The 19,059-nt window shown below is 61.9% G+C and carries 16 protein-coding genes; 10 read left to right on the top strand and 6 right to left on the bottom strand.

Translation table 11 applies throughout. The features are described from left to right. Positions 1-162: 162 nt before the first annotated feature. Positions 163-1,278, bottom strand: coding sequence for a branched-chain amino acid ABC transporter substrate-binding protein (locus tag QYE47_RS12525; protein ID WP_010952299.1), 1,116 nt, complete (start codon positions 1,276-1,278; stop codon positions 163-165). 359 nt (positions 1,279-1,637) lie between these two features. Between QYE47_RS12525 and QYE47_RS12520 the strand changes: the two genes are divergently transcribed. Next, complete coding sequence (locus QYE47_RS12520; RefSeq protein WP_012051427.1) at positions 1,638-1,949, top strand: DUF2288 domain-containing protein; 312 nt, start codon at positions 1,638-1,640, stop codon at positions 1,947-1,949. Between the two features lie 192 nt (positions 1,950-2,141). Then, positions 2,142-3,029 (top strand): NAD(P)-dependent oxidoreductase, encoded by an 888-nt coding sequence (locus QYE47_RS12515; protein WP_070383538.1) that lies wholly within the window; start codon positions 2,142-2,144, stop codon positions 3,027-3,029. Here the strand turns inward: QYE47_RS12515 and QYE47_RS12510 are convergent. Next, entirely contained in the window at positions 2,929-5,193 is a 2,265-nt protein-coding gene (locus QYE47_RS12510) for a bifunctional diguanylate cyclase/phosphodiesterase (protein WP_070383539.1), read from the bottom strand. The genes QYE47_RS12515 and QYE47_RS12510 overlap by 101 nt on opposite strands. A gap of 277 nt (positions 5,194-5,470) precedes the next feature. Continuing rightward, entirely contained in the window at positions 5,471-8,317 is a 2,847-nt protein-coding gene (rapA, locus tag QYE47_RS12505; RefSeq protein ID WP_014589949.1) for an RNA polymerase-associated protein RapA, read from the bottom strand. Between the two features lie 150 nt (positions 8,318-8,467). Between rapA and QYE47_RS12500 the strand changes: the two genes are divergently transcribed. The 8 genes from QYE47_RS12500 (at position 8,468) to QYE47_RS12465 (ending at position 13,869) form a co-directional block, all read left to right on the top strand. After that, positions 8,468-9,163, top strand: a complete 696-nt coding sequence (locus tag QYE47_RS12500; protein ID WP_014589950.1) for a M949_RS01915 family surface polysaccharide biosynthesis protein — start codon at positions 8,468-8,470, stop codon at positions 9,161-9,163. A 63-nt stretch (positions 9,164-9,226) separates the two neighbouring features. Continuing rightward, a complete protein-coding gene (locus QYE47_RS12495) occupies positions 9,227-9,556 on the top strand; it encodes a hypothetical protein (protein ID WP_003254865.1) in 330 nt (109 codons plus the stop codon). A gap of 68 nt (positions 9,557-9,624) precedes the next feature. Then, positions 9,625-9,786 (top strand): hypothetical protein, encoded by a 162-nt coding sequence (locus tag QYE47_RS12490; protein WP_014589951.1) that lies wholly within the window; start codon positions 9,625-9,627, stop codon positions 9,784-9,786. A 135-nt stretch (positions 9,787-9,921) separates the two neighbouring features. Further along, complete coding sequence (ccoM, locus tag QYE47_RS12485) at positions 9,922-10,038, top strand: cytochrome c oxidase subunit CcoM (protein ID WP_003254862.1); 117 nt, start codon at positions 9,922-9,924, stop codon at positions 10,036-10,038. A 205-nt stretch (positions 10,039-10,243) separates the two neighbouring features. Further along, entirely contained in the window at positions 10,244-12,232 is a 1,989-nt protein-coding gene (locus QYE47_RS12480; RefSeq protein ID WP_070383540.1) for an FUSC family protein, read from the top strand. Continuing rightward, positions 12,219-12,425 (top strand): DUF1656 domain-containing protein, encoded by a 207-nt coding sequence (locus QYE47_RS12475; RefSeq protein ID WP_010952308.1) that lies wholly within the window; start codon positions 12,219-12,221, stop codon positions 12,423-12,425. The genes QYE47_RS12480 and QYE47_RS12475 overlap by 14 nt, the downstream gene beginning before the upstream one ends. Before the next feature lie 12 nt (positions 12,426-12,437). After that, positions 12,438-13,307: an HlyD family secretion protein gene (locus tag QYE47_RS12470; RefSeq protein ID WP_003254857.1), complete on the top strand. Its 870-nt coding sequence runs from the start codon at positions 12,438-12,440 to the stop codon at positions 13,305-13,307. Between the two features lie 223 nt (positions 13,308-13,530). Continuing rightward, complete coding sequence (locus QYE47_RS12465; protein WP_014589954.1) at positions 13,531-13,869, top strand: DUF2025 family protein; 339 nt, start codon at positions 13,531-13,533, stop codon at positions 13,867-13,869. Between the two features lie 14 nt (positions 13,870-13,883). Here QYE47_RS12465 and QYE47_RS12460 read toward each other — a convergent pair whose 3' ends face one another. From QYE47_RS12460 to QYE47_RS12450, 3 genes are all read right to left on the bottom strand, one after another. After that, the gene (locus QYE47_RS12460) at positions 13,884-16,469 is read right to left on the bottom strand and encodes an EAL domain-containing protein (protein ID WP_014589955.1); all 2,586 of its coding nucleotides are present in this window, start codon (positions 16,467-16,469) and stop codon (positions 13,884-13,886) included. 51 nt (positions 16,470-16,520) lie between these two features. Further along, complete coding sequence (locus QYE47_RS12455; protein ID WP_014589956.1) at positions 16,521-17,594, bottom strand: diguanylate cyclase; 1,074 nt, start codon at positions 17,592-17,594, stop codon at positions 16,521-16,523. Between the two features lie 281 nt (positions 17,595-17,875). Beyond that, on the bottom strand, positions 17,876-18,772 hold the full coding sequence (locus tag QYE47_RS12450) for a formate/nitrite transporter family protein (protein ID WP_014589957.1): 897 nt from the start codon (positions 18,770-18,772) through the stop codon (positions 17,876-17,878). Positions 18,773-19,059: the final 287 nt, after the last annotated feature.

Raw genomic sequence — 19,059 nt, 5'->3', positions numbered from 1 at the left:
TTGCATTTCACTGGCAGGGGTACGGCCAGGAAACCGCGGGTGACGGTTTTAAGATTTTCAGGTGAACCTGCCCCCGGATCGCGGGGATCGGGCCCATGAACCTCATAAAACGAAGCCCACTGCTCGCACAGTGGGCTCGTAGGTCAGCTATTAGTCACGCAGTTACTGAGGGGAGACTTCGGTCTTCGGCTTGCCGAAGTGCCATTCGTAGACCACGAACTTGAAGTCTTTCAGGTCGCCTTTGTCGTCGAACGACAGGTCGCCGGTCGGGGTCTTGAAGGTGCCTTTGTGGATGGCCTCGGCCACCTTGTCGGTATCATCGGAACCGGCTTTCTTGATGCCTTGAGCGATCAGCTCGACAGCCGAGTAGGCAGGGAATACGAACGGGCCACTTGGGTCCTTGCCGTCAGCCTTGATGGCGTCGACGATCTTCTTGTTCGCCGGGTCTGCGTCGAACGATTTCGGCAGGGTGACCAGCAGGCCTTCGGAGGCGTTCTGGGCGATCTGCGAAATGGAGTCGTTACCCACGCCTTCCGGACCCATGAACTTGGCTTTCAGGCCTTTTTCCTGAGCCTGGCGCAGGATCAGACCCAGCTCTGGGTGGTAGCCGCCGTAGTAGACGAAGTCGACATTGTTCTGCTTGAGCTTCTGGATGATCGAGGAGAAGTCCTTGTCACCCGCGTTCAGGCCTTCGAACACGGCAACCTTGGTGCCTTTGCTTTCCAGGGTCTGCTTGACGGCGGTGGCGATGCCTTCACCGTACTGCTGCTTGTCGTGCAGGACGGCAACGACCTTCGGCTTGACGTGGTCGGCGATGTAGTTGCCGGCGGCCGGGCCCTGGGCGCTGTCCAGGCCGATGGTGCGGAAGATCAGCTTGTAACCACGGGCGGTGATTTCCGGCGAGGTGGCGGCCGGGGTGATCATGATCACGCCTTCGTCTTCGTAGATGTCGGACGCTGGCTGGGTGGAGCTGGAGCACAGGTGGCCGACTACGAACTTGACGCCGTCGTTGACCACTTTGTTGGCGACTGCCACGGCCTGTTTAGGGTCGCAGGCGTCGTCGTATTCCTTGGCTTCGAGCATCTTGCCATCCACGCCGCCCGCGGCGTTGATATCCTTGATGGCTTGCTTGGCGCCGATGAACTGCATGTCGCCGTACTGGGTCACGGGACCCGTCTTGGGACCGGCGATGCCGATCTTGATGGTATCGGCGGCAAACGAATGGCTGGCTACCCCGGCCAGTACCATTGCGGCGAACAGCTTGGAAATCTTGATCATAGTGCTCCACTCATTCTGTTGTAATTCTTATAGTCCTGGCGGCCAGGGCTACAGACCGGGCGGGATTTGCGGCGTGGCCATGCCAACGCGCTAGCCCACCTTCCCCCGGAACATGTCCCGGAACTGTACCGGTACAGTGTAGAGCGCTGTTCGAGCGCTTGAAAAGCGGTCGAAAAGTGCGTCTTTCCTGCGTTGTCGCTTGATCGACAGAAAGATACAGAAAGGCGCCATCAAACTGCCTGCATCTGCGACCCCGTCTCACAACTTCGGGGCCAATCGACCAAATTACATATTTGAAACCGGGTTTTTCTGCAAAAATGCCGGCCTTTTTATTGACCGATTTTTTGCGGATACCACCCATGACTGATCAAACAAGCACCCTCTATGCCAAATTGCTTGGCGAGACGGCAATCATCGAGTGGAAAGCGTTGGAGCGTTTTTGGGCCAAGGGTGACCTGATTTGGGTCGACCCCAGCCTTGACCTGATCGCCGTTGCCGAGGCGATGGCCGAGAATCGCAGCGAGATCTTCGCCAAGTGGCGTAGTGATGGCACTGTTGGGCCGGTGTCGGCCGAGCAGGCATTGGACCTGCAAAGCCGCGACCCAGAGATCTGGGCGGTGGTGGTTTCACCGTTCATCGTGATTCAGGTGAAGGGCCAGGAAGAGGCGTGATCTTTTTTAGTGCGCAAAAATACGCATCAGCGCCGTTTTGGTGCTTGAAAGCAATCAAGACGGGTAGAGGGAAGTAACAATTCGGCGTGGCGGTAACAGTTTACGGGATGCGTAATGTGGCCATCGTTCTGCCAGGCGCCACCGGGACCGTCGCCAGCCTGGGAAATGTTCGAATCAGTCAGGAGTTTATCGATGAGCACTGCACTACCTTCGCTTGGATTCGCCGGCATCGGCCTGATGGGCCTGCCCATGTGCCGCCGCCTGCTGGCAGCGGGTTATCCGCTGACGGTATGGAACCGCAGCCCGGACAAGTGCGTTGCACTGGTCGCTGCTGGCGCGCGCCTGGCCAGCAGCCCGGCCGAATTGTGCCGTGACAGCGACATGGTGCTACTGTGCCTCGCCGACACGGCGGTGGTGCGTGAAGTGGTGTTCGGCGAGCAAGGCATTGCCCAGGGCGGGCGCAGCGGCCAGTTGTTGATCGATTTCTCCAGCCTGGAACCCACCGCCACCCGTGAAATGGCTGCCGAACTGGCAGCACTGTGCGGCATGGCCTGGCTGGATGCACCTGTCTCTGGCGGTACCCCCGGTGCCGAGGCGGGCACGCTGGCGATCATGGTGGGCGGTGAAGCGGCCGATCTGCAGCGTGCACGCCCGGTGCTGCAGGTGCTTGGTCAGCGCGTGACGCATATGGGCGCGGTAGGCACGGGGCAGGTGACCAAGGCTTGCAACCAGATGATCGTAGCGTGCAATGCCCTGGTAATTGCAGAGGTGGTGGCATTGGCTGAACAGTCGGGCGTGGACGCGACGCTGATCGCTGAAGCGCTGGCGGGTGGCTTTGCCGATTCCAAACCATTGCAGATTCTTGCGCCGCAAATGGCCGAGAGCCGCTTCGAGCCAATCAAGTGGCACGTACGCACGCTGCTCAAGGACCTAGATGGTGCGGTCAAGTTTTCCCGCGAGCAAGGCTCGGCGACGCCGCTCAGTGGCCTTGCCGCGCAACTGATGCGCTTGCACGGTAGCCAGGGTTACCTGCAAAAAGATCCGGCGACCCTGGTAGAGCTGTACCGCAACAAGGTGTGATCCGGCCGTTCTGGCGCTGCAACCGCTCCAGCAGTGGGCGCAACTCGGGCAGCGGTACGGGGCGCCCCAACAGGTAGCCCTGCAGGTAGTCGCAGCCATGGCTTTCGAGGAATGCCTGCTGTTCGGCGGTTTCCACGCCCTCGCTGACTACCCGTAGGTGCAGGGTATGCGCCATGGCGATGATCGCCTGGACAATTTCCCTGTCTTTCTGGCTGCCCGGTACATCCTGCAGAAAGGTGCGGTCGATCTTCAGCACATCCAGCGGCAGGCGCTTGAGGTAGGCCAGTGACGAATAGCCGGTACCAAAATCATCGATCGAAAGTGCCACCCCCAAAGCCCTGACGCGTTTGAGCAGGCTGACCGTGCGCTGGATATCGCCCACCAGGGCGTTCTCGGTCACTTCCAGCTCCAGGTGGCGCGGCGCAAGGCCTGCGTGGAACAGCGCCTTTTCTACTTCGTTAGGCAGTTCGTCGTGGCTGAGGGTGACTGCCGAGCAATTGACCGTGACCTTGACCTCGCCGTAGCCGTGGCGCTGCAAGTGGGCCAGGTCGGCACAGGCATGGCGCAGCATCCACAGATCAAGGTCGATGATCAGGCCGTTGGCTTCGGCAATGCCGACAAAACGGTCGGGCCCGAGCAGGCCGTGTTGAGGATGCTGCCAGCGTACCAGCGCTTCCAGTTTGGCCACTTGCCCGCTGCGCAGGTCGAAGATCGGCTGGTAGTGCACACACAGCCCGCGCTCCTCGAGCAGGGCCAGGCGCAGCTCTTCTTCCAGTTGCAAGGCGATCGACGCGCGAGCCTTCAGGCTATCATTGAAGAAATTCAGGCTGTTGCGCCCGTTGTCCTTGGATTGGTAGAGGGCCAGGTCGGCATGCTTTAGCAGCTCTTCGGCTGTGCTGCCATCGTCCGGGAAGATACTTATACCAATGCTGGTGGTCATGACCATGCGCCGCCCGCCCAGGTCGATGGGCTCTTTCATCCGATGCATGATGCGCTGTGCCAGGTGGCGGCCTTCGTCGCGGCTGTTCAGACTGGTGACCACACAGAACTCGTCGCCACCAAAGCGCGCAACCAGGTCGTGGTTGCGGGTAGCGGCCTTGATGTGGTTGGCGATCACCTTGAGCAGCTCGTCACCGGCATCGTGGCCAAGGCTGTCATTGATACGCTTGAAATGGTCGATGTCGAGGAACATGACGGCCAGGCGGTTTTCGCTGGCCTGATGTTCGACCAGGCGCTCGGCGAATACCTGGTTGAATCCGCGGCGGTTGAGCAGGTTGGTCAGGGCATCATAGTGCGCCGCTTGCTGCAGCGAAGCGCGGGCCTGGTCCAGTTGGCTGAGCAGTACGCTGACCCGGCGCAGGTCGTGCTCCTTGCTTTGCAGCTTCTTGTCGGCCAGTGCGGCGCTGATGCTGGCGCCACTGATCAGCAGGGTGATGAAGCCGATGCCCAGTCCCAGCTGCAGGCTGTTGTCGCCAGACGGCAGGCGCAGTGCGGTATCGGCAGGGATGACCAAGGTCATGGCCGACATCGCGGTGAAATGAGTGGCGACGATGCCGCCCGCCATCAGCAGGCTGGCGCCGTACTTCATGGCTTGGTACAGGGTACCGCTGCCATTGCGCAAGTAGCGGGCCAGGTACAGCGAGGTCAGGGCGGTGAGCAGGGCAATGGCGGCAGAGGCAAGTAGCAAGCCGGTTTGGTAGTACTGGCGCGCACCCGTTTCCATCGCGGCCATGCCGACAAAATGCATGAGGATGATGCCCAGGCCAATCAGCCCAGCGCTCGGCACGAAATGGTGCGCGCGCATGTTGCTGCGTTCGAGGCTGTGCATGGCCAACCAGGCCACGCCCAGTGCGATGAGCAGCGAAAGAATGGTCAGGGATACGTCGTAGTGCACATCCACCGGGGCCCGAAAGGCCAGCATGCTGATGAAGTGCATGGCCCATATGCCGCCTGCCAGGCAGCAGGCTCCGAGCATGTTCCATTGCCGGTGGGCGGTGGGGTCGTCGCTGTGGGACTGACGTTCGGCCATGTCGAGCGTGGCGAAACAGGCCGCGCAAGCAACGAAATAGGCGAGCAGAACCAAGAGCGGTTCATGACGGCAGTCGATGACGATGCGCCCGGTTGCGGGAAGATCGGCGAACAGTTGCAGCCCCAGCCATTCCATGGAATGCCTCTTGATCGAGTCTTCACTCGTCTGCGCTACAACCCTGTGCAGACTGTCCAGAGGCAGTATAGGAAGGAGTACTTAAGCCTTCCTGACTAATGGCACAATGATTTCTACGATTTGGTTATAACTCCAATCGCAGTGAGGAATAAATTTGGGGCCCTAATGCCTTCCTGTGGGAGCGGGCGAGCCCGCGAAGCATCCACTGCGGTGGATGCCACCGGCTTCGCCGGTGTTCGCGGGCGTGCCCGCTCCCACAAGGGGCGCGGGGCCTGCGTTAGCCAGCCACCAGCACGCGAATGGCTTCCAGGCGCAGGGCGGCCTTTTCCAGCATTGCCATGCCATCTTCGCGCCGCTTGCGCAGGGCGTCGATTTCGCTGTCACGCACACTTGGGTTGACCGCCTGCAATGCCACCAGGCGCGCCAGCTCTTCGTCGGCCTCGGCTGCCAGGCGGCGCTGGGCTTCGGCCACGCGCTCGTTGTGGGCCGGCAGGATCTTCTCCTCGCCGCCACTGATACGCTTGGCCAGCACATCGCGCTGGGCCTGGACGAACTTGTTGGCGCTGGCGCGCGGTACGCTCTCGAGCTGGTCGTTGAGGGTTTCGAAGGCCACGCGTGACGCCAGGTCGTTGCCATTGGCATCGAGCAGGCAGCGCAGTGCCGCCGGCGGCAGGTAGCGGCCCAGTTGCAGGCTGCGGGGTGCCACCACCTCGCTGACGAACAGCAGTTCAAGCAGTACGGTGCCTGGTTTGAGCGCTTTGTTCTTGATCAACGCCACGGCGGTATTGCCCATCGAGCCTGACAGCACCAGATCCATGCCACCCTGCACCATCGGGTGCTCCCAGGTGAGGAACTGCATGTCCTCGCGTGACAGCGCTTGGCCACGGTCGTAGGTGATGGTCACGCCTTCATCGTCGCCCAGCGGGAAGCTGGCATCGAGCATCTTCTCGCTCGGCTTGAGGATCAGTGCGTTCTCTGAATGGTCTTCGCTGTCGATGCCGAAGGCGTCGAACAGGGTTTCCATGTAGATCGGCAGGGCGAACTGGTCGTCCTGTTCCAGAATGGCCTCGACCAGCGCCTGACCTTCGCCGGCGCCGCCGGAATTGAGTTCCAGCAGGCGGTCACGGCCAGTGTGCAGTTCGGCTTCCAGGCGCTCGCGTTCGCTGCGGGCGTCGGCCACCAGGGTATTCCAGGCCTTGTTTTCGCCGCCTTCGAGCAGCGGCAGCAGGCGTGGGCCGAACTGGTGCTGCAGGGCATTGCCGGTGGGGCAGGTATTGAGGAAGGCGTTGAGGCCTTCGTGGTACCACTGGAACAGGCGCTCTTGCGGGCTGTCCTGCAGGTACGGGATGTGCAGCTGGATAGTGTGCTTCTGGCCGATCCGGTCAAGGCGGCCGATGCGCTGTTCGAGCAGGTCGGGGTGCGCCGGCAGGTCGAACATCACCAGGTGATGAGCGAACTGGAAGTTGCGGCCTTCGCTGCCGATTTCCGAGCAGATCAGCACCTGGGCGCCAAACTCTTCATCGGCAAAGTAGGCAGCGGCACGGTCGCGCTCGAGGATGCTCATGCCTTCATGGAACACCGAGGCCGGGATGCCGGAGCGCACGCGCAGGGCGTCCTCCAGGTCCATGGCGGTTTCGGCGTGGGCGCAGATCACCAGTACTTTGGTGCGCTTGAGCATCTTCAGGGTGTCGATCAGCCAGTCGACGCGTGGGTCGAAACGCCACCAGCGCTCGTCATCGGCCACTTCACCCTGGGCCTGGAAGGCAACTTCCGGGTACAGCTCGGCGTGCTCACCGGCTGGCAGGTTGCGGTATTGCTCGGGCGTGGGCAGCGGGTAGGGGTGCAACTGACGCTCGGGGAAGCCCTGGATCGCCGCACGGGTGTTACGGAACAGCACGCGGCCGGTGCCGTGGCGATCCAGCAGCTCGCGAATCAGCCGCGCGCTGGCCTGGGTGTCGCCGTCGCTGACTGCCGCCAGCAGGGCTTCGCCTTCGGCACCCAGGAAGCCCAGGATGGTGGCGTGGGCCTTGGGCGACAGGCGGCCTTCGTCGAGCAGTTCCTGCACCGCCTCGGCTACCGGGCGGTAGTGCTCGCTCTCGGCGCGGAAAGCGGCCAGGTCGTGAAAACGGTTGGGGTCGAGCAGGCGCAGGCGGGCGAAGTGGCTGTCCTGGCCAAGCTGCTCGGGGGTGGCGGTCAGCAGCAGTACGCCCGGAATCACTTGGGCCAGTTGCTCGACCAGGCCGTATTCGGCGCTGACCTGGTCTTCGTGCCAGACCAGGTGGTGGGCTTCGTCGACTACCATAAGGTCCCAGCCAGCGGCAAAGAGCGCGTCCTGGGCCTTTTCGTCGTCGACCAGCCACTCCAGGGCAACCAACGCCAGCTGGGCATCCTCGAACGGGTTGCTGGCGTCGCTTTCGATGAAGCGCTCGGCGTCGAACAGCGCCACTTGCAGATTGAAACGCCGGCGCATTTCCACCAGCCACTGGTGCTGGAGGTTTTCCGGCACCAGGATCAGTACGCGGCTGGCGCGACCCGACAGCAGCTGGCGGTGAATGACCAGGCCGGCTTCGATGGTTTTGCCCAGGCCCACTTCGTCGGCCAGCAGAACGCGTGGGGCGCTGCGGTCGGCGACTTCGCGGGCAATGTGCAATTGGTGGGCGATGGGCTGTGCGCGGCAACCGCCCAACCCCCACAGTGCCGACTGCATTTGCTTGCTGGTGTGCTGCAGGGTGTTGTAGCGCAGGCTGAACCACGACAGTGGGTCTATCTGCCCGGCGAACAGGCGGTCGCTGGCCAGGCGGAACTGAATGAAGTTCGACAACTGGGTTTCAGGCAGGGTGCGAGGCTGGTTCTGCCCGTCCAGGCCGTGGTAGACCATCAGCCCGTCGATGTCCTCGACCTCGCGAACGGTCAGCTTCCAGCCCTCGAAGTGGGTGATCTGGTCACCTGGCGAGAAGCGCACGCGGGTCAGCGGCGCGTTGCGCAGGGAATACTGGCGGGTGTCGCCAGTGGCCGGGTAGAGCACGGTCAACAGGCGGCCATCCTGCGCCAGGATGGTACCCAGGCCGAGCTCTGCTTCGCTGTCGCTGATCCAGCGTTGCCCCGGTTGATACTGCTGCGCCATACTGCCTGAACTCCCGCGATGAAAAAGCCGATTATGTTAACGGATCGGCCGGTCAGACCAAAGTGCCGAGAGCACCGAAAGGTATCGAAAGGCACAGTCTAGTCGTTTCATCGCCCTGCACAGCGCCGCCGACGAGGGCCCCGGATCAACATGTCTGCCAAGCACCGCTGGATCAGCGCTTCGATGGCCGTGGGCAGCCTGGTGCTGCTGAGCGCCTGCGAGCAGAAAAACTTTGAGACATTGCCCCCCATTCCGATGGAGCAGCTTGAGGTACTGGGCGTGCAGACGCCGATAAAGAGCGTGCACTTTCGTGACAGTGACGGCGAAGGGCTGCTGGTCCTGAGCCGCAGCGATGGCCAGGCCAGCGACCTGGAAAGCGAACAGGAAGTGGACAAGGTGGTGCTCAAGGCCACCTTGTACGGGCGCACGGCCGAGAGCGACGCCTTCAAGGCGCGTTGGCAGGTCGAGCAGGAAACGACCTGCCCGGGGCTGGACCTGGACGTGGACTTCTATAATGACGTCAGTGATGTCAGCGACCTGAACAAGAATGGGGTGGCCGAGATAACGGTGGCCAGCCATGCATTCTGCGGCGGCGGTATCGACCCGCATGACATCGCCATCGAAATGCGTGAAGGGCAGGCCAGTTACACCATTACCGGCCAGTCGCTGATCACCCCGGCGGGCGAGGAACCGATCGGTGGTGAGCGCGAGGACAGCGCTTCGCTGAAATCCGCGCCGCAGGTATTGCGCGATCATATGGATGCGGTTTGGCAGCAGGTGTACAAGCGGCCCTGGAGCGAGGCCAGCCCGCCAGTCGACGACGAGCCGGGTGACGAAGCCGAGTAAATGTTGTCCATGACATCAAGGTAAAGCTGCGCCTGCCGATACAGTGGGCATAGGAGAACGCCCATGCTGCCGCCGATCATTCCGCTCAGTGCCGCCCCGGTCACCTCGCAACAGGACCCGGTCAAGCCGACCCCTGACATCAAGCCGGTGGTGCCGACGCAGCCTGCGTCCGGCGAAAGTGCCATTGACCTCAAGCGCCAGCGCGACCCGCAGGAGCAGGTATTGTTGCTGCGCGATGAACAGCGCCGCCAGCAGCAACGCCGGAACAAGGGCGAGCAGGAACGCTACGATGCCGTCCCGGGTGACGAGGTCAATGCCGACAATACCGTGCCGGTAGCGCCATTGATGGGCGAGCATGTACGCCAAGGACTGCTGGTGGACATCGAAGTCTGATACGGGGCTGGTCAGCGCCTGCGCCTGGCTTCATCATGCAATTCTCTGTTGATCGTCGAGCCCACCCCATGAGCCAAGACAACCTCATCGATTTCGATGCCGAACGTGCCAAGCGCGCCCACGACCTCAAGGAAAAGCGGCTGAACGAAATGCGCAATGCTTTCGAGCAGGCCCTGCCATTGAGTACCAGCAAGAAAAAGAAGCCCAAGGGCAAACCTAAGAAGCGTTGAAACTTGACGCAGGTCAACCCTGCGCCCCCCTCGCGTGCCCGGCCTCGGGCACCATTGACACTGATCAATTTTCCCCGCCGCCACATTGGTTAACGTGTACCCATCGGACAACGGCAAACGAATGGGGAGGCCAGCATGTTCTTCGACAACGTGGTTATCGCCGGTGTGGTAACGGTCGGGCTGATGGTCGCCTTCTTTGCCGGTCTGGGCATTTTCATCTGGAAGGACTCGAACAAGCGCAAGCCGCGCTGACCTTCCGGGTACACGAGCACGCAAGGCATTTAGGGCGACTTCGGTCGCCCATTTTTTTTGCCTGCATTTTTTATTGTCTGAGCTGTCCCTTTCAGTGCAGGCTAATCGAATATACATGATTAGCTAGCTAATTAATCGTTTCCGCTTTATCCTGCTCATCATTGTCTATCTTTTCAGCAAGACTTTTCCCCGCAAGGTCCGCCTCGTGCCCATCACCTTTCAGGCTCTGTTCGCGCCCAGCAGCCTCGCCCTCAAGTTTGCCATCAAGACCCTGCTCGGGGGCGGCCTGGCGTTGTGGCTGGCGATGCGCTGGGGGCTGGAGCAACCCTCCTGGGCATTGATGACCGCTTTCATCGTCGCCCAGCCGCTATCGGGCATGGTGGTGCAGAAAGGCTTGGCGCGGTTGGCCGGCACGTTGGTCGGCACAGTCATGTCGGTGCTGTTCATCGGCCTGTTCGCTCAGACCCCCGGCCTGTTTCTGCTTACCTTGGCGCTTTGGCTTGCGTTGTGTACCGCCGCGTCCACCCAGTTGCGCAGCGCCTGGGCCTATGCCTTCGTGCTGGCCGGCTACACCGCGGCAATCATTGCCTTGCCGGCCATTGACCACCCCCTGCAGGTATTCGACCAGGCCGTGGCTCGCTGTACCGAGATCTGCCTGGGTATTTTCTGTGCAACAGCCAGCAGTGCCTTGCTCTGGCCCATGCGGGTCGAGCAGCAACTGGGCGGGCAGGCGCGGCAGGCCTGGCAGAACGGCCTGCAGGCCGCCGGTGCCATGCTGGGCGGAGAGGACGAGGCGCGCAAAGGCCTGCTGGAAAGCCTGGGGCGCATCGTTGCCATCGACAGCCAGCGTGAACATGCCTGGTTCGAGGGCAATCGCGGGCGCCAACGTGCCCGTGCCATTCGTGGCCTTAGCCAGAAACTGATGGTGCTGTTGCGTATTTCCCGTTCGGTGCGCCGCCAGTGGCGGCAACTGGATGAGGGTGAGATCGAGCACCTGACGCCTTGGTTGCAGGAAGTGCGCACGCTGCTGGCCCAACCCGATCAGCCCAGCCTTTTGGTGTTGCGTCAGCGTATCTGGGATGCCGCCCACGATGAGCAGATCAGTTCGGCGGAGCACTTCTGCCTGGCGCGCATGGCCCTGCTATTGGACTATGCCATGGCCGCCAGCCAGGCACTTGAGGATGTGGAGGCGGGCAGGGCGCCCAAGGACGTGTCCCAGGGGCTGGCCGCGCACCGAGACTGGTCGCTGGCCTTGCTGTTCGGCTCGCGCAGCGCGCTGGCCTTCCTGGTAATGAGTGGTTTCTGGCTGGCCACGGCCTGGCCTTCGGCCCCGGGTGGCCTGGTGCTGACCTGCGTGGTCTGCAGCCTGTTCGCCAGTCGCGAGAACGGCGCACAGATTGGCCTGAGTTTCCTGCGCGGGATATTCCTGGCGATACCGGCGGCGTTTGTGGTCGGGCAGATCATGCTGCCGCAATGGAGCAGCTTCGCCATGCTCTGCCTGGGCATGGGCGTGCCACTGTTTCTTGGTGCACTGGGCATGGCCCATCCTCGTACCGGGGCTACGGCCACTTCCTATTGCCTGCACTTCATTGTGCTGGTGTCGCCGCTCAACGCCATGCAGTTCGGCGTGGCGACCATGCTGAACAGTGCCCTGGCCATGCTGGTGGGGGTGTCGGCAGCGGTCATGGCCTTCCGCTTGCTGGTGTTCCGCCACCCGGCCTGGCTGGGCCGGCGCTTGCGTGCGGCCACGCAGAACGACCTGGTGCGCCTGACTCGGCGCGACCTGCGAGGGGCTGACAGCTGGTTTGGCGGGCGCATGGCCGACCGGCTGATGCAACTGGCGCGGCATGCCAGTGAATTGCCGGAAGGCGAACGCAAACGCTGGGATGACGGCCTGCACGGGCTGGATATCGGCGACGAACTGGTACACCTGCGCATGTGCCTGGCGGTCGCCCAGGCCCCTTTGGGGCGGGCCGAGCGCGAGTACCTGCAACACGTGGAGGCAGTGCTGGCCAAAGGGCCGGCTGCCGGGCGTGGGCAGCGGCTGGATGCTGCCAGTGAGCAGTTCATCGCTGCCTTGCGTCGGCAGCCAGCCAGCGACCCGCTTCGGCTGGCCGAGGGGGCGGTGCTGCAATTGCAGAAAAGCTGGGGCAAATGGTGCCGCTGGCAGGAGGACACCCATGGGTTTGCGTGAGTGGGAAGTGGGCGGTGTGCTGCTCAGCCCGTTTCTGCTTTATGTGTTGTTGGCGCTGCTGCTCACCGGCCTGCTGCGCCTGGTGGTGCATGCCACACCGTTGGGGCGCTGGATCTGGCATGAAGCGCTGTTCGACGCAGCGCTGTTCGTCTGTGTGCTGTTCCTGGTGGTACGCCTGTCTGGGACTTTATAAAGGAGTGTTTCGATGCGTGCGGCCGTACGTATTCTGGTGACCCTGTGTGTGGTGGCCCTGGCCGTGTTGGCCGGCTACCAGCTGTGGCAGTACTACATGCTCACCCCATGGACGCGCGATGCCCGTGTACGCGCCGATGTGGTGGTGATTGCGCCTGACGTGTCTGGCTGGGTTCGCGAACTCAAAGTCCATGACAACCAGCAGGTCAAGGCTGGCGACTTGTTGATGAGTATTGACCGCGAGCGCTTCCAGGCCGCGTTCGATCAGGCCAGCGCGGTGACCGAGACTCGCGCCCAGCAACTGCGCTTGCGCGAGCGTGAAGCAGCGCGGCGTACTGCCTTGGGGCCAGAGGCGATCAGTGCCGAGTTGCGTGAAAACGCCCAGATCAATGCCGCCATCGCGCGTGGCGAACTGCATGAAGCCGAGGCGCAGTTGCAGGTGGCCAGGATCAACCTGGCGCGCAGTGAGGTGCGGGCACCGCGCAGCGGGCATATCACCAATCTGCGTCTGGCCGAAGGCAATTATGTGAACACCGGGGAATCGGTGATGGCACTGGTGGATGATTCGACGTTCTACATCCAGGCCTATTTCGAGGAAACCAAGCTGCCGCGCATTCGCGTTGGGGACACTGTGAAGGTGTGGCTGATGGGCACGGGTGAACCGATGCAGGGACACGTGGAGAGCATCAGCCGCGGCATCACCGACCGCAACAGCAACCCGGACAGCCAGTTGCTGCCGGAGGTAGAGCCGACTTTCAACTGGGTGCGACTGGCCCAACGCATACCCGTGAGGATTCGCCTGGATCAGGTGCCGGAAGGGCTGACCTTGAGTGCGGGGATGACGGCGAGTGTGCAAGTGCACGAGGACCGCGACCCGCAGTGATGGTGCTGCCTCATTAGACAGAAATGAAATGTTCGAAGCGGTAAAGCCGGGTCGTGTGGTGAAGGCCGTACAGCTCGAGTTCGCCGACGACGTCGGTCAAACACGAAAAAACTTGGCGAGCGGCCGGCCAGTTGCGTTAGGCTGCCGTTGTGAGTTGCCCGACAGAGGTAACCCTTTTCCCGCCTGGCGTGCGTATCTTCCGATTTCATTGCGAGGTTACGTCATGGCCATCACTTCCCAGGATATCTGCAACGCCGCCGATCAGCTAAAAGGCTTTGTCGGTTTTCACGGCAAGCGCGGTGTTCATATCGTGCGTTTCTCCGAGGACGCGTTCGGCATGGACGTGGCCGACGCCAGTATCACCCCCTGCAGCGAGTTTGTCTGGCGGCCCGAGCAAGGGCAGCGCATGGTGTTGTGCCGCGAACGGCTGTCGCTGTTGTTGGATCAGCACGTGGATGACCGCTTGAACATTGGTGAACCGCTGCGCGCCTACCTGCGCCGCTGTGATCTGCCCGAAATCGTGGCGCAGCGCAGCCTGCAGCAGCACTCCCAGCCTTTTTAGGAGCAAGGCCACGTCTACAAGGGCTGTGCAGTGCTTTGGGAGGTTTGGTGCAATAACGCCGCCAACCCTGCGCTGTCCAGGGGCATGCTCAGGTAATAGCCCTGTACTTCATGGCAGCGGTCCTTTTCCAGCGCCTTGAGTTGATGTTCGCTTTCCACGCCTTCGGCTGTCACTGTCAGCCCCATCGCCTCGCCCAGGTTGATAATGGCCTGGACCACAGCGCGGTCGCTGCCGCCGTTGTTGTTCAGGCCGCTGATGAAGCGCTTGTCGATCTTGATGCTGTCGAACGGGTAAGTACGCAGGTAGCCCAACGACGAATAGCCGGTGCCGAAATCATCCATGTTCAGGCGCACCCCTAACTCCTTGAGCGACAGCATGGTGCCTAGCGCGCCCTCGATGTCGTTGAGCATCACATTCTCGGTAATCTCCAGTTCCAACCGCTGGGCGGGGAAGGCTGTGTCGAGCAAAATTTCGCGCACGTCGGCTACCACATCGCTGCGCAAGAACTGCGCAGGCGACAGGTTGACCGAAACCAGCACGTCGGCTGGCCAGTCATGGGCAGTGCGGCAAGCTTCGCGAAGCACCCAGCGGCCCAGCGCAACAATGATGTCGCTCTGCTCGGCCAATGGAATGAAGGTGTCCGGCCCCAGTAACCCTTCCTGTGGGTGCCGCCAGCGCACCAAGGCCTCGACCGCGACGATACGCAGGTCGTCGAGGCGGTAGCGCGGCTGGTAATGCAACTCGAACTCCTCATTGCGCAGGGCCCGGCGCAGGTCATTCTCCAGCTGGCGGCGATACTGGATCTGCTGGTTCATTTCGGCAACGAAGTAGCGCCATGTGTTCTTTCCATCGGCCTTGGCCTGGTACAGGGCGATGTCGGCGCAGCGGATCAGCTCCCCTGCATCGAAGCCCTGATTACGCGTCTGGGCAACGCCAATGCTGGCACCGATGTGCAGCGGCTGGCTTTCGAAGACGATGGGTTGCTGCAGCAGGCCGATCAGGCGCGCACAGAAGCGGTCGATCTCGCTGCTGTTGTCCATGCCGCTGAGTACCAGGATGAACTCGTCGCCGCCCAGGCGCGCGACCAGGTCGCCATCGCGGGTGGTGTCGCGCAGGCGCGTTGCAACTTCTTGCAGAACGGCATCTCCGGCAGCATGACCGAGCGAGTCGTTGATCGGCTTGAAGTTGTCCAGGTCGAGCAACAACAAGGTCAGCGGCGGTGAATCACTGCCGCGCAACAAGGCCTGCTCCAGGTGCCGGGCGAGCTTGTTGCGGTTGGCCAGCCCGGTCAGTGGGTCGTGCAGCGAAAGGTGCTGGATGCGCGCGTGGGCGTCGACTTCGTCGGTGATATCGCTGGCGGTACCCCGAAAACCGATGACCTTGCCATCGCGCCAGATAGCGCGGGCGGATATCCGGCAGTAGCGGTTCTGGCCATTCTGGTCGCGGTAAGTGCAGCGCAGGTTGGCCAATTGCTGCGGGTCAGCGGTAGCCAGGGCGTCGAGCCAAGGTGACAACGGCGTGGTGTCGCAGGCCAGCAACTGGTTGAGCGGGTGGCCCAGCCAGCCGTCCACCGGGTAGCCGGTGACGTTGGCGAAGCGTTGCGACAGGTAGGTCACCCGTTGGTGCCGGTCGGTTTCCCAGATCCAGTCGGATGCCGACTCGGCCACCGCGCGGAAACGCTGCTCGCTGGCCTCCAGGGCCTGGTTGCTTTGTTGCAGATGCACGAGCGTGAGGCCGATTGCCCGGGAGCTGCGCAAGGCATGACGGAACAGGTACAGCATCACCAGGCCAAGTATCAGTAGTGCGCACAACAGTGCTGGCAACACTGCCCGCAGCATCTGTTGCCCCGGCAGCGGGCTGTTCCAGGTCAGATGGTAGCCGGTGTCGCCCAGGTCGATGCGCAGGTGGTTGTGATCCTGCCTATCCTCCTTTTCCACGTGCATGCCGGTCAGGCCGGCGCCTTTGCCCAACTGCGCCAGTTTGCTTTCGGTGAGCTGGTCAATGAACAGCATTACCGGCGCCTGGCTCACCTCGCTGTCGGTAACCTCCCGGTCCGGGCGCACGGCTGCTGCACTGAGTGCGGCCGGCCAGCCATTGAACAGCACGAAACGGGTGACCTGCTCGCGTGAAATCGCCGCCGCGCGGGCCTGTTCGATGATCGGCTGCAGTGGTGTGTCTATATAGGTGTCGGCGCCTGCCTGGCTGAGCTGTCCTTTGAACAAGGCATAGGTGGTGCGGTCGTTTTCCACTACGAACACCCCTTCGTAGCCGCTGGCGCTGTACAGCGACTCGCCTATGTTTTTTTCCTCGTAGGCCCATTGCCAGTCGGCTTCGCCCGACAAGTGCTCGAAGGCTGCATCCCATACGGCATAGCTGGACAGAAACTGGCGCGAGGCGAGCAGCCGTTGTTCCAGCGCCTGGTTCGCATGGAAGGCGCTACGCTGGCGCTCCTGTTGGTCGAGCGTGCGGGCGATATTGAACAGAGCGCCGAGAATGATCAGGCAAGCCAGGCCGAACACTGCGCTGAAACCGGCAATGAGGTGGCGCACCTGAAAGCGCGGTGTGGGGCTAGCGGGTGGAAGCTTGGCGGTCCTGGCCATGCGCGAGCGGCTCCTTCAGGCAACCTCCCGCCAGGCAGTCAGGAAGGAGGTTCAATCAGGATAGGCCAGCCTGAGCGCGGCAGCTTCACCACGGGCAAAATTGACCTGATCGCGGCCAGCGTGCTTGGCGATGTACAGCGCCTTGTCCGCCTGTTCGAGCCAGTGCTCGGGGGACTCGAGGTTGGCCTCGAAGGGTGACAGGCCGATACTCAGGCTGATGCGCAGGTGCGGTAACTGTGGGTTGCGGTAGCTGGAAACCCGCTCGCGCAGACGCTCCATGGCTTGGCAGGCCTGGGCTTCGCTGGTTTCGGGCAGGATCACGCAGAACTCGTCGCCGCCGTAACGTCCGGCCTGGTCGCCCTCGCGCAAACTGCGCCGCAGCTCAGCACTGAGCTGGCGCAGTACACAGTCGCCGACCACATGGCCAAAGGTGTCGTTGATGGTCTTGAAGTGATCGATGTCGATCAGGGCAATCACCGCGTGCCCCTGTTGTTGCTTGCACGCCTGGAACTTGAGCTGCAGCAGGTCCTTCCAGGCACCGTGGTTGAACAGCCCGGTCAGGCTGTCGGTCAGGCTCAGGGCGCTCAGCCGGCGCTTGTGGTCGCCCAGCTTGATCGCAAGCTGGTAGCACACCCAGCCCAAGGCCAGCGGGTACAGCGCCAGCATGGGCAGGCACGCATAGACCTGCAGGGGCGTGGCGGTCAATTGCAAGCCAGGGCCGAGCAGCAGGATGGCGGCGAGCATGCCAGCCAGTTGCGCGAGCACCCCGCGAAAGACCATGCGCTTGCCACCGGCGGCGACGTTGTTCATCGTCATCATCGCCAGCACGGTCACGCTGGGCAGCGGGTTGAAGTGCATGGCGGCGGTCCAGAACCCGCCCATCAGGGAGTCCAGCAGGAGGTTGCGCTGTTCCGCCTGGTAAGGCGTTGTCGAGCGGGCAGCCCACAGGTAGGCCACGTGCGGCCACAGTAGACCATTGAACAGTACCAGCAGCCATGCCCAGGAGGGGGGCGACAGCGGCGCAATGGCCGCCATGACAGTGAACAGGCCGATTCCCAGGCCAATGACCCGCGGCAGGTAGATGCGCTTGACGAATGAAAGTCCTTTGCCGTTGCGGTTATCCATAGTGCTCACAGTTTTCTGTCGGTGTACCGTTCATCGCATAACACGCATGAATATTGTTGAACAGTGTGTCATCGGCGAGAAATGACCTTGCAAGCCAATTCACGGTTGATTCGATCACTGTGGTGGGCAGCCGATTACCAGGCTCAGGTGCGACTGAGCGCGCCGCGGACGGGGGCGGGGCAACCTGGAGTCACCGCATGGCGGGCAGAACGGATGTGTAGCCCTGGCCCGTGAGTAAGCAGGGCCAGGGGCATGAGCTCACTGTAGCAGCACGCTGAGTATCATTTTGGCTCATGTCTGCTGCGCGCGGACTGGGGCTGGTCGTCGTTAAGAAGCCGCGAGGGTGGTTTGCCACTGTCACTGCGCACTTGTGCATGGCTGATCAAGGCGAAGATGAAACTGCCACCGATGATGTTGCCCGCCAGCGTCGGTAGTGCAAATTCCAGCCAGAAGCGGTTCCAGGTTTCGTCGCCAGCCCACACCAGGTAGGACACTTCGACTGACCCCACCACTATATGAGTGAAATCGCCAAGGGCCATCAGGTAGGTGATCATCAGAATGATCCAGATCTTGGCGTGCTCCATTGAAGGGATCATCCAGACCATGGTGGCAATCATCCAGCCTGAGACTATGCCCTTGGCGAACATCTGGCTGATGTCGTTCTTCATTACCTTGCGACCGACCTCCAGAAATGCAACATCGGTCTTGCTGTCGAAGATCGGCAGTTCCAGCATCACCCAGGCTACCAGCAGGGTGCCTGCCAGGTTGCCAAGCAACACCACGCTCCAGAGGCGTAGCAGTCGTCCGAAGTTGGCCAGCGTAGGGGCGGTCATGACGGGCAGCACGGCGGTGAGCGTATTTTCGGTGAACAGTTGCTGGCGTGCCAAAATCACGGCAAGGAAGCCCGCACTGTAGCCAATGCTGGCGACCACCTGGGCACCATCGCCTTCCGGCAGGCGGGCGTAGAATAGCCCCATGGCCATCAACGACAGCCCCATGGACAGGCCGGCGGCAAGTGCCGACCACCACAACGCGGCAAGTGTACGTTCCAGCTCCTGGTCGCCCTGGTAGCGAATGATTTCGTGCAGCACAGCCGCCCGCGGCGGTTGGCTGTGGCTGACTTCCTGCTCTTCATCTGCAGAGAGGCCGGGGGTTTTCTCGCTTTGCCCATTGCTCATGGCCGCTACGCTCCGTGGTGTGTTTCTTTACAGATCCACGGCGCTTTCATTAGTTGCCGGTTAGCGGCAAAACGGTGATGGAAAAGTTTTTCAGAACAAGGTGTTGACTCTGATTTCAAAGCGCGTATTATTCGCCTCCTCGCAGCGATGAACGCTTCGGGGCAAGCGGTAAGTTGTTGAAGTTGTTAGCTTTCGAAAGGAAGTGGTGGTAAAAAACTTCAAAATAAACGCTTGACAGGCTCTGAGGAAAGCGTAGAATGCGCGCCTCGGTTGAGACGAAAAGCTCT

The organism is Pseudomonas sp. 2,4-D (assembly GCF_030418155.1).
GTDB classification, from domain to species: domain Bacteria; phylum Pseudomonadota; class Gammaproteobacteria; order Pseudomonadales; family Pseudomonadaceae; genus Aquipseudomonas; species Aquipseudomonas alloputida.
Note: the sequence above shows the minus strand (reverse complement) of the source record. Positions and strands in the feature narration are given on the sequence as shown.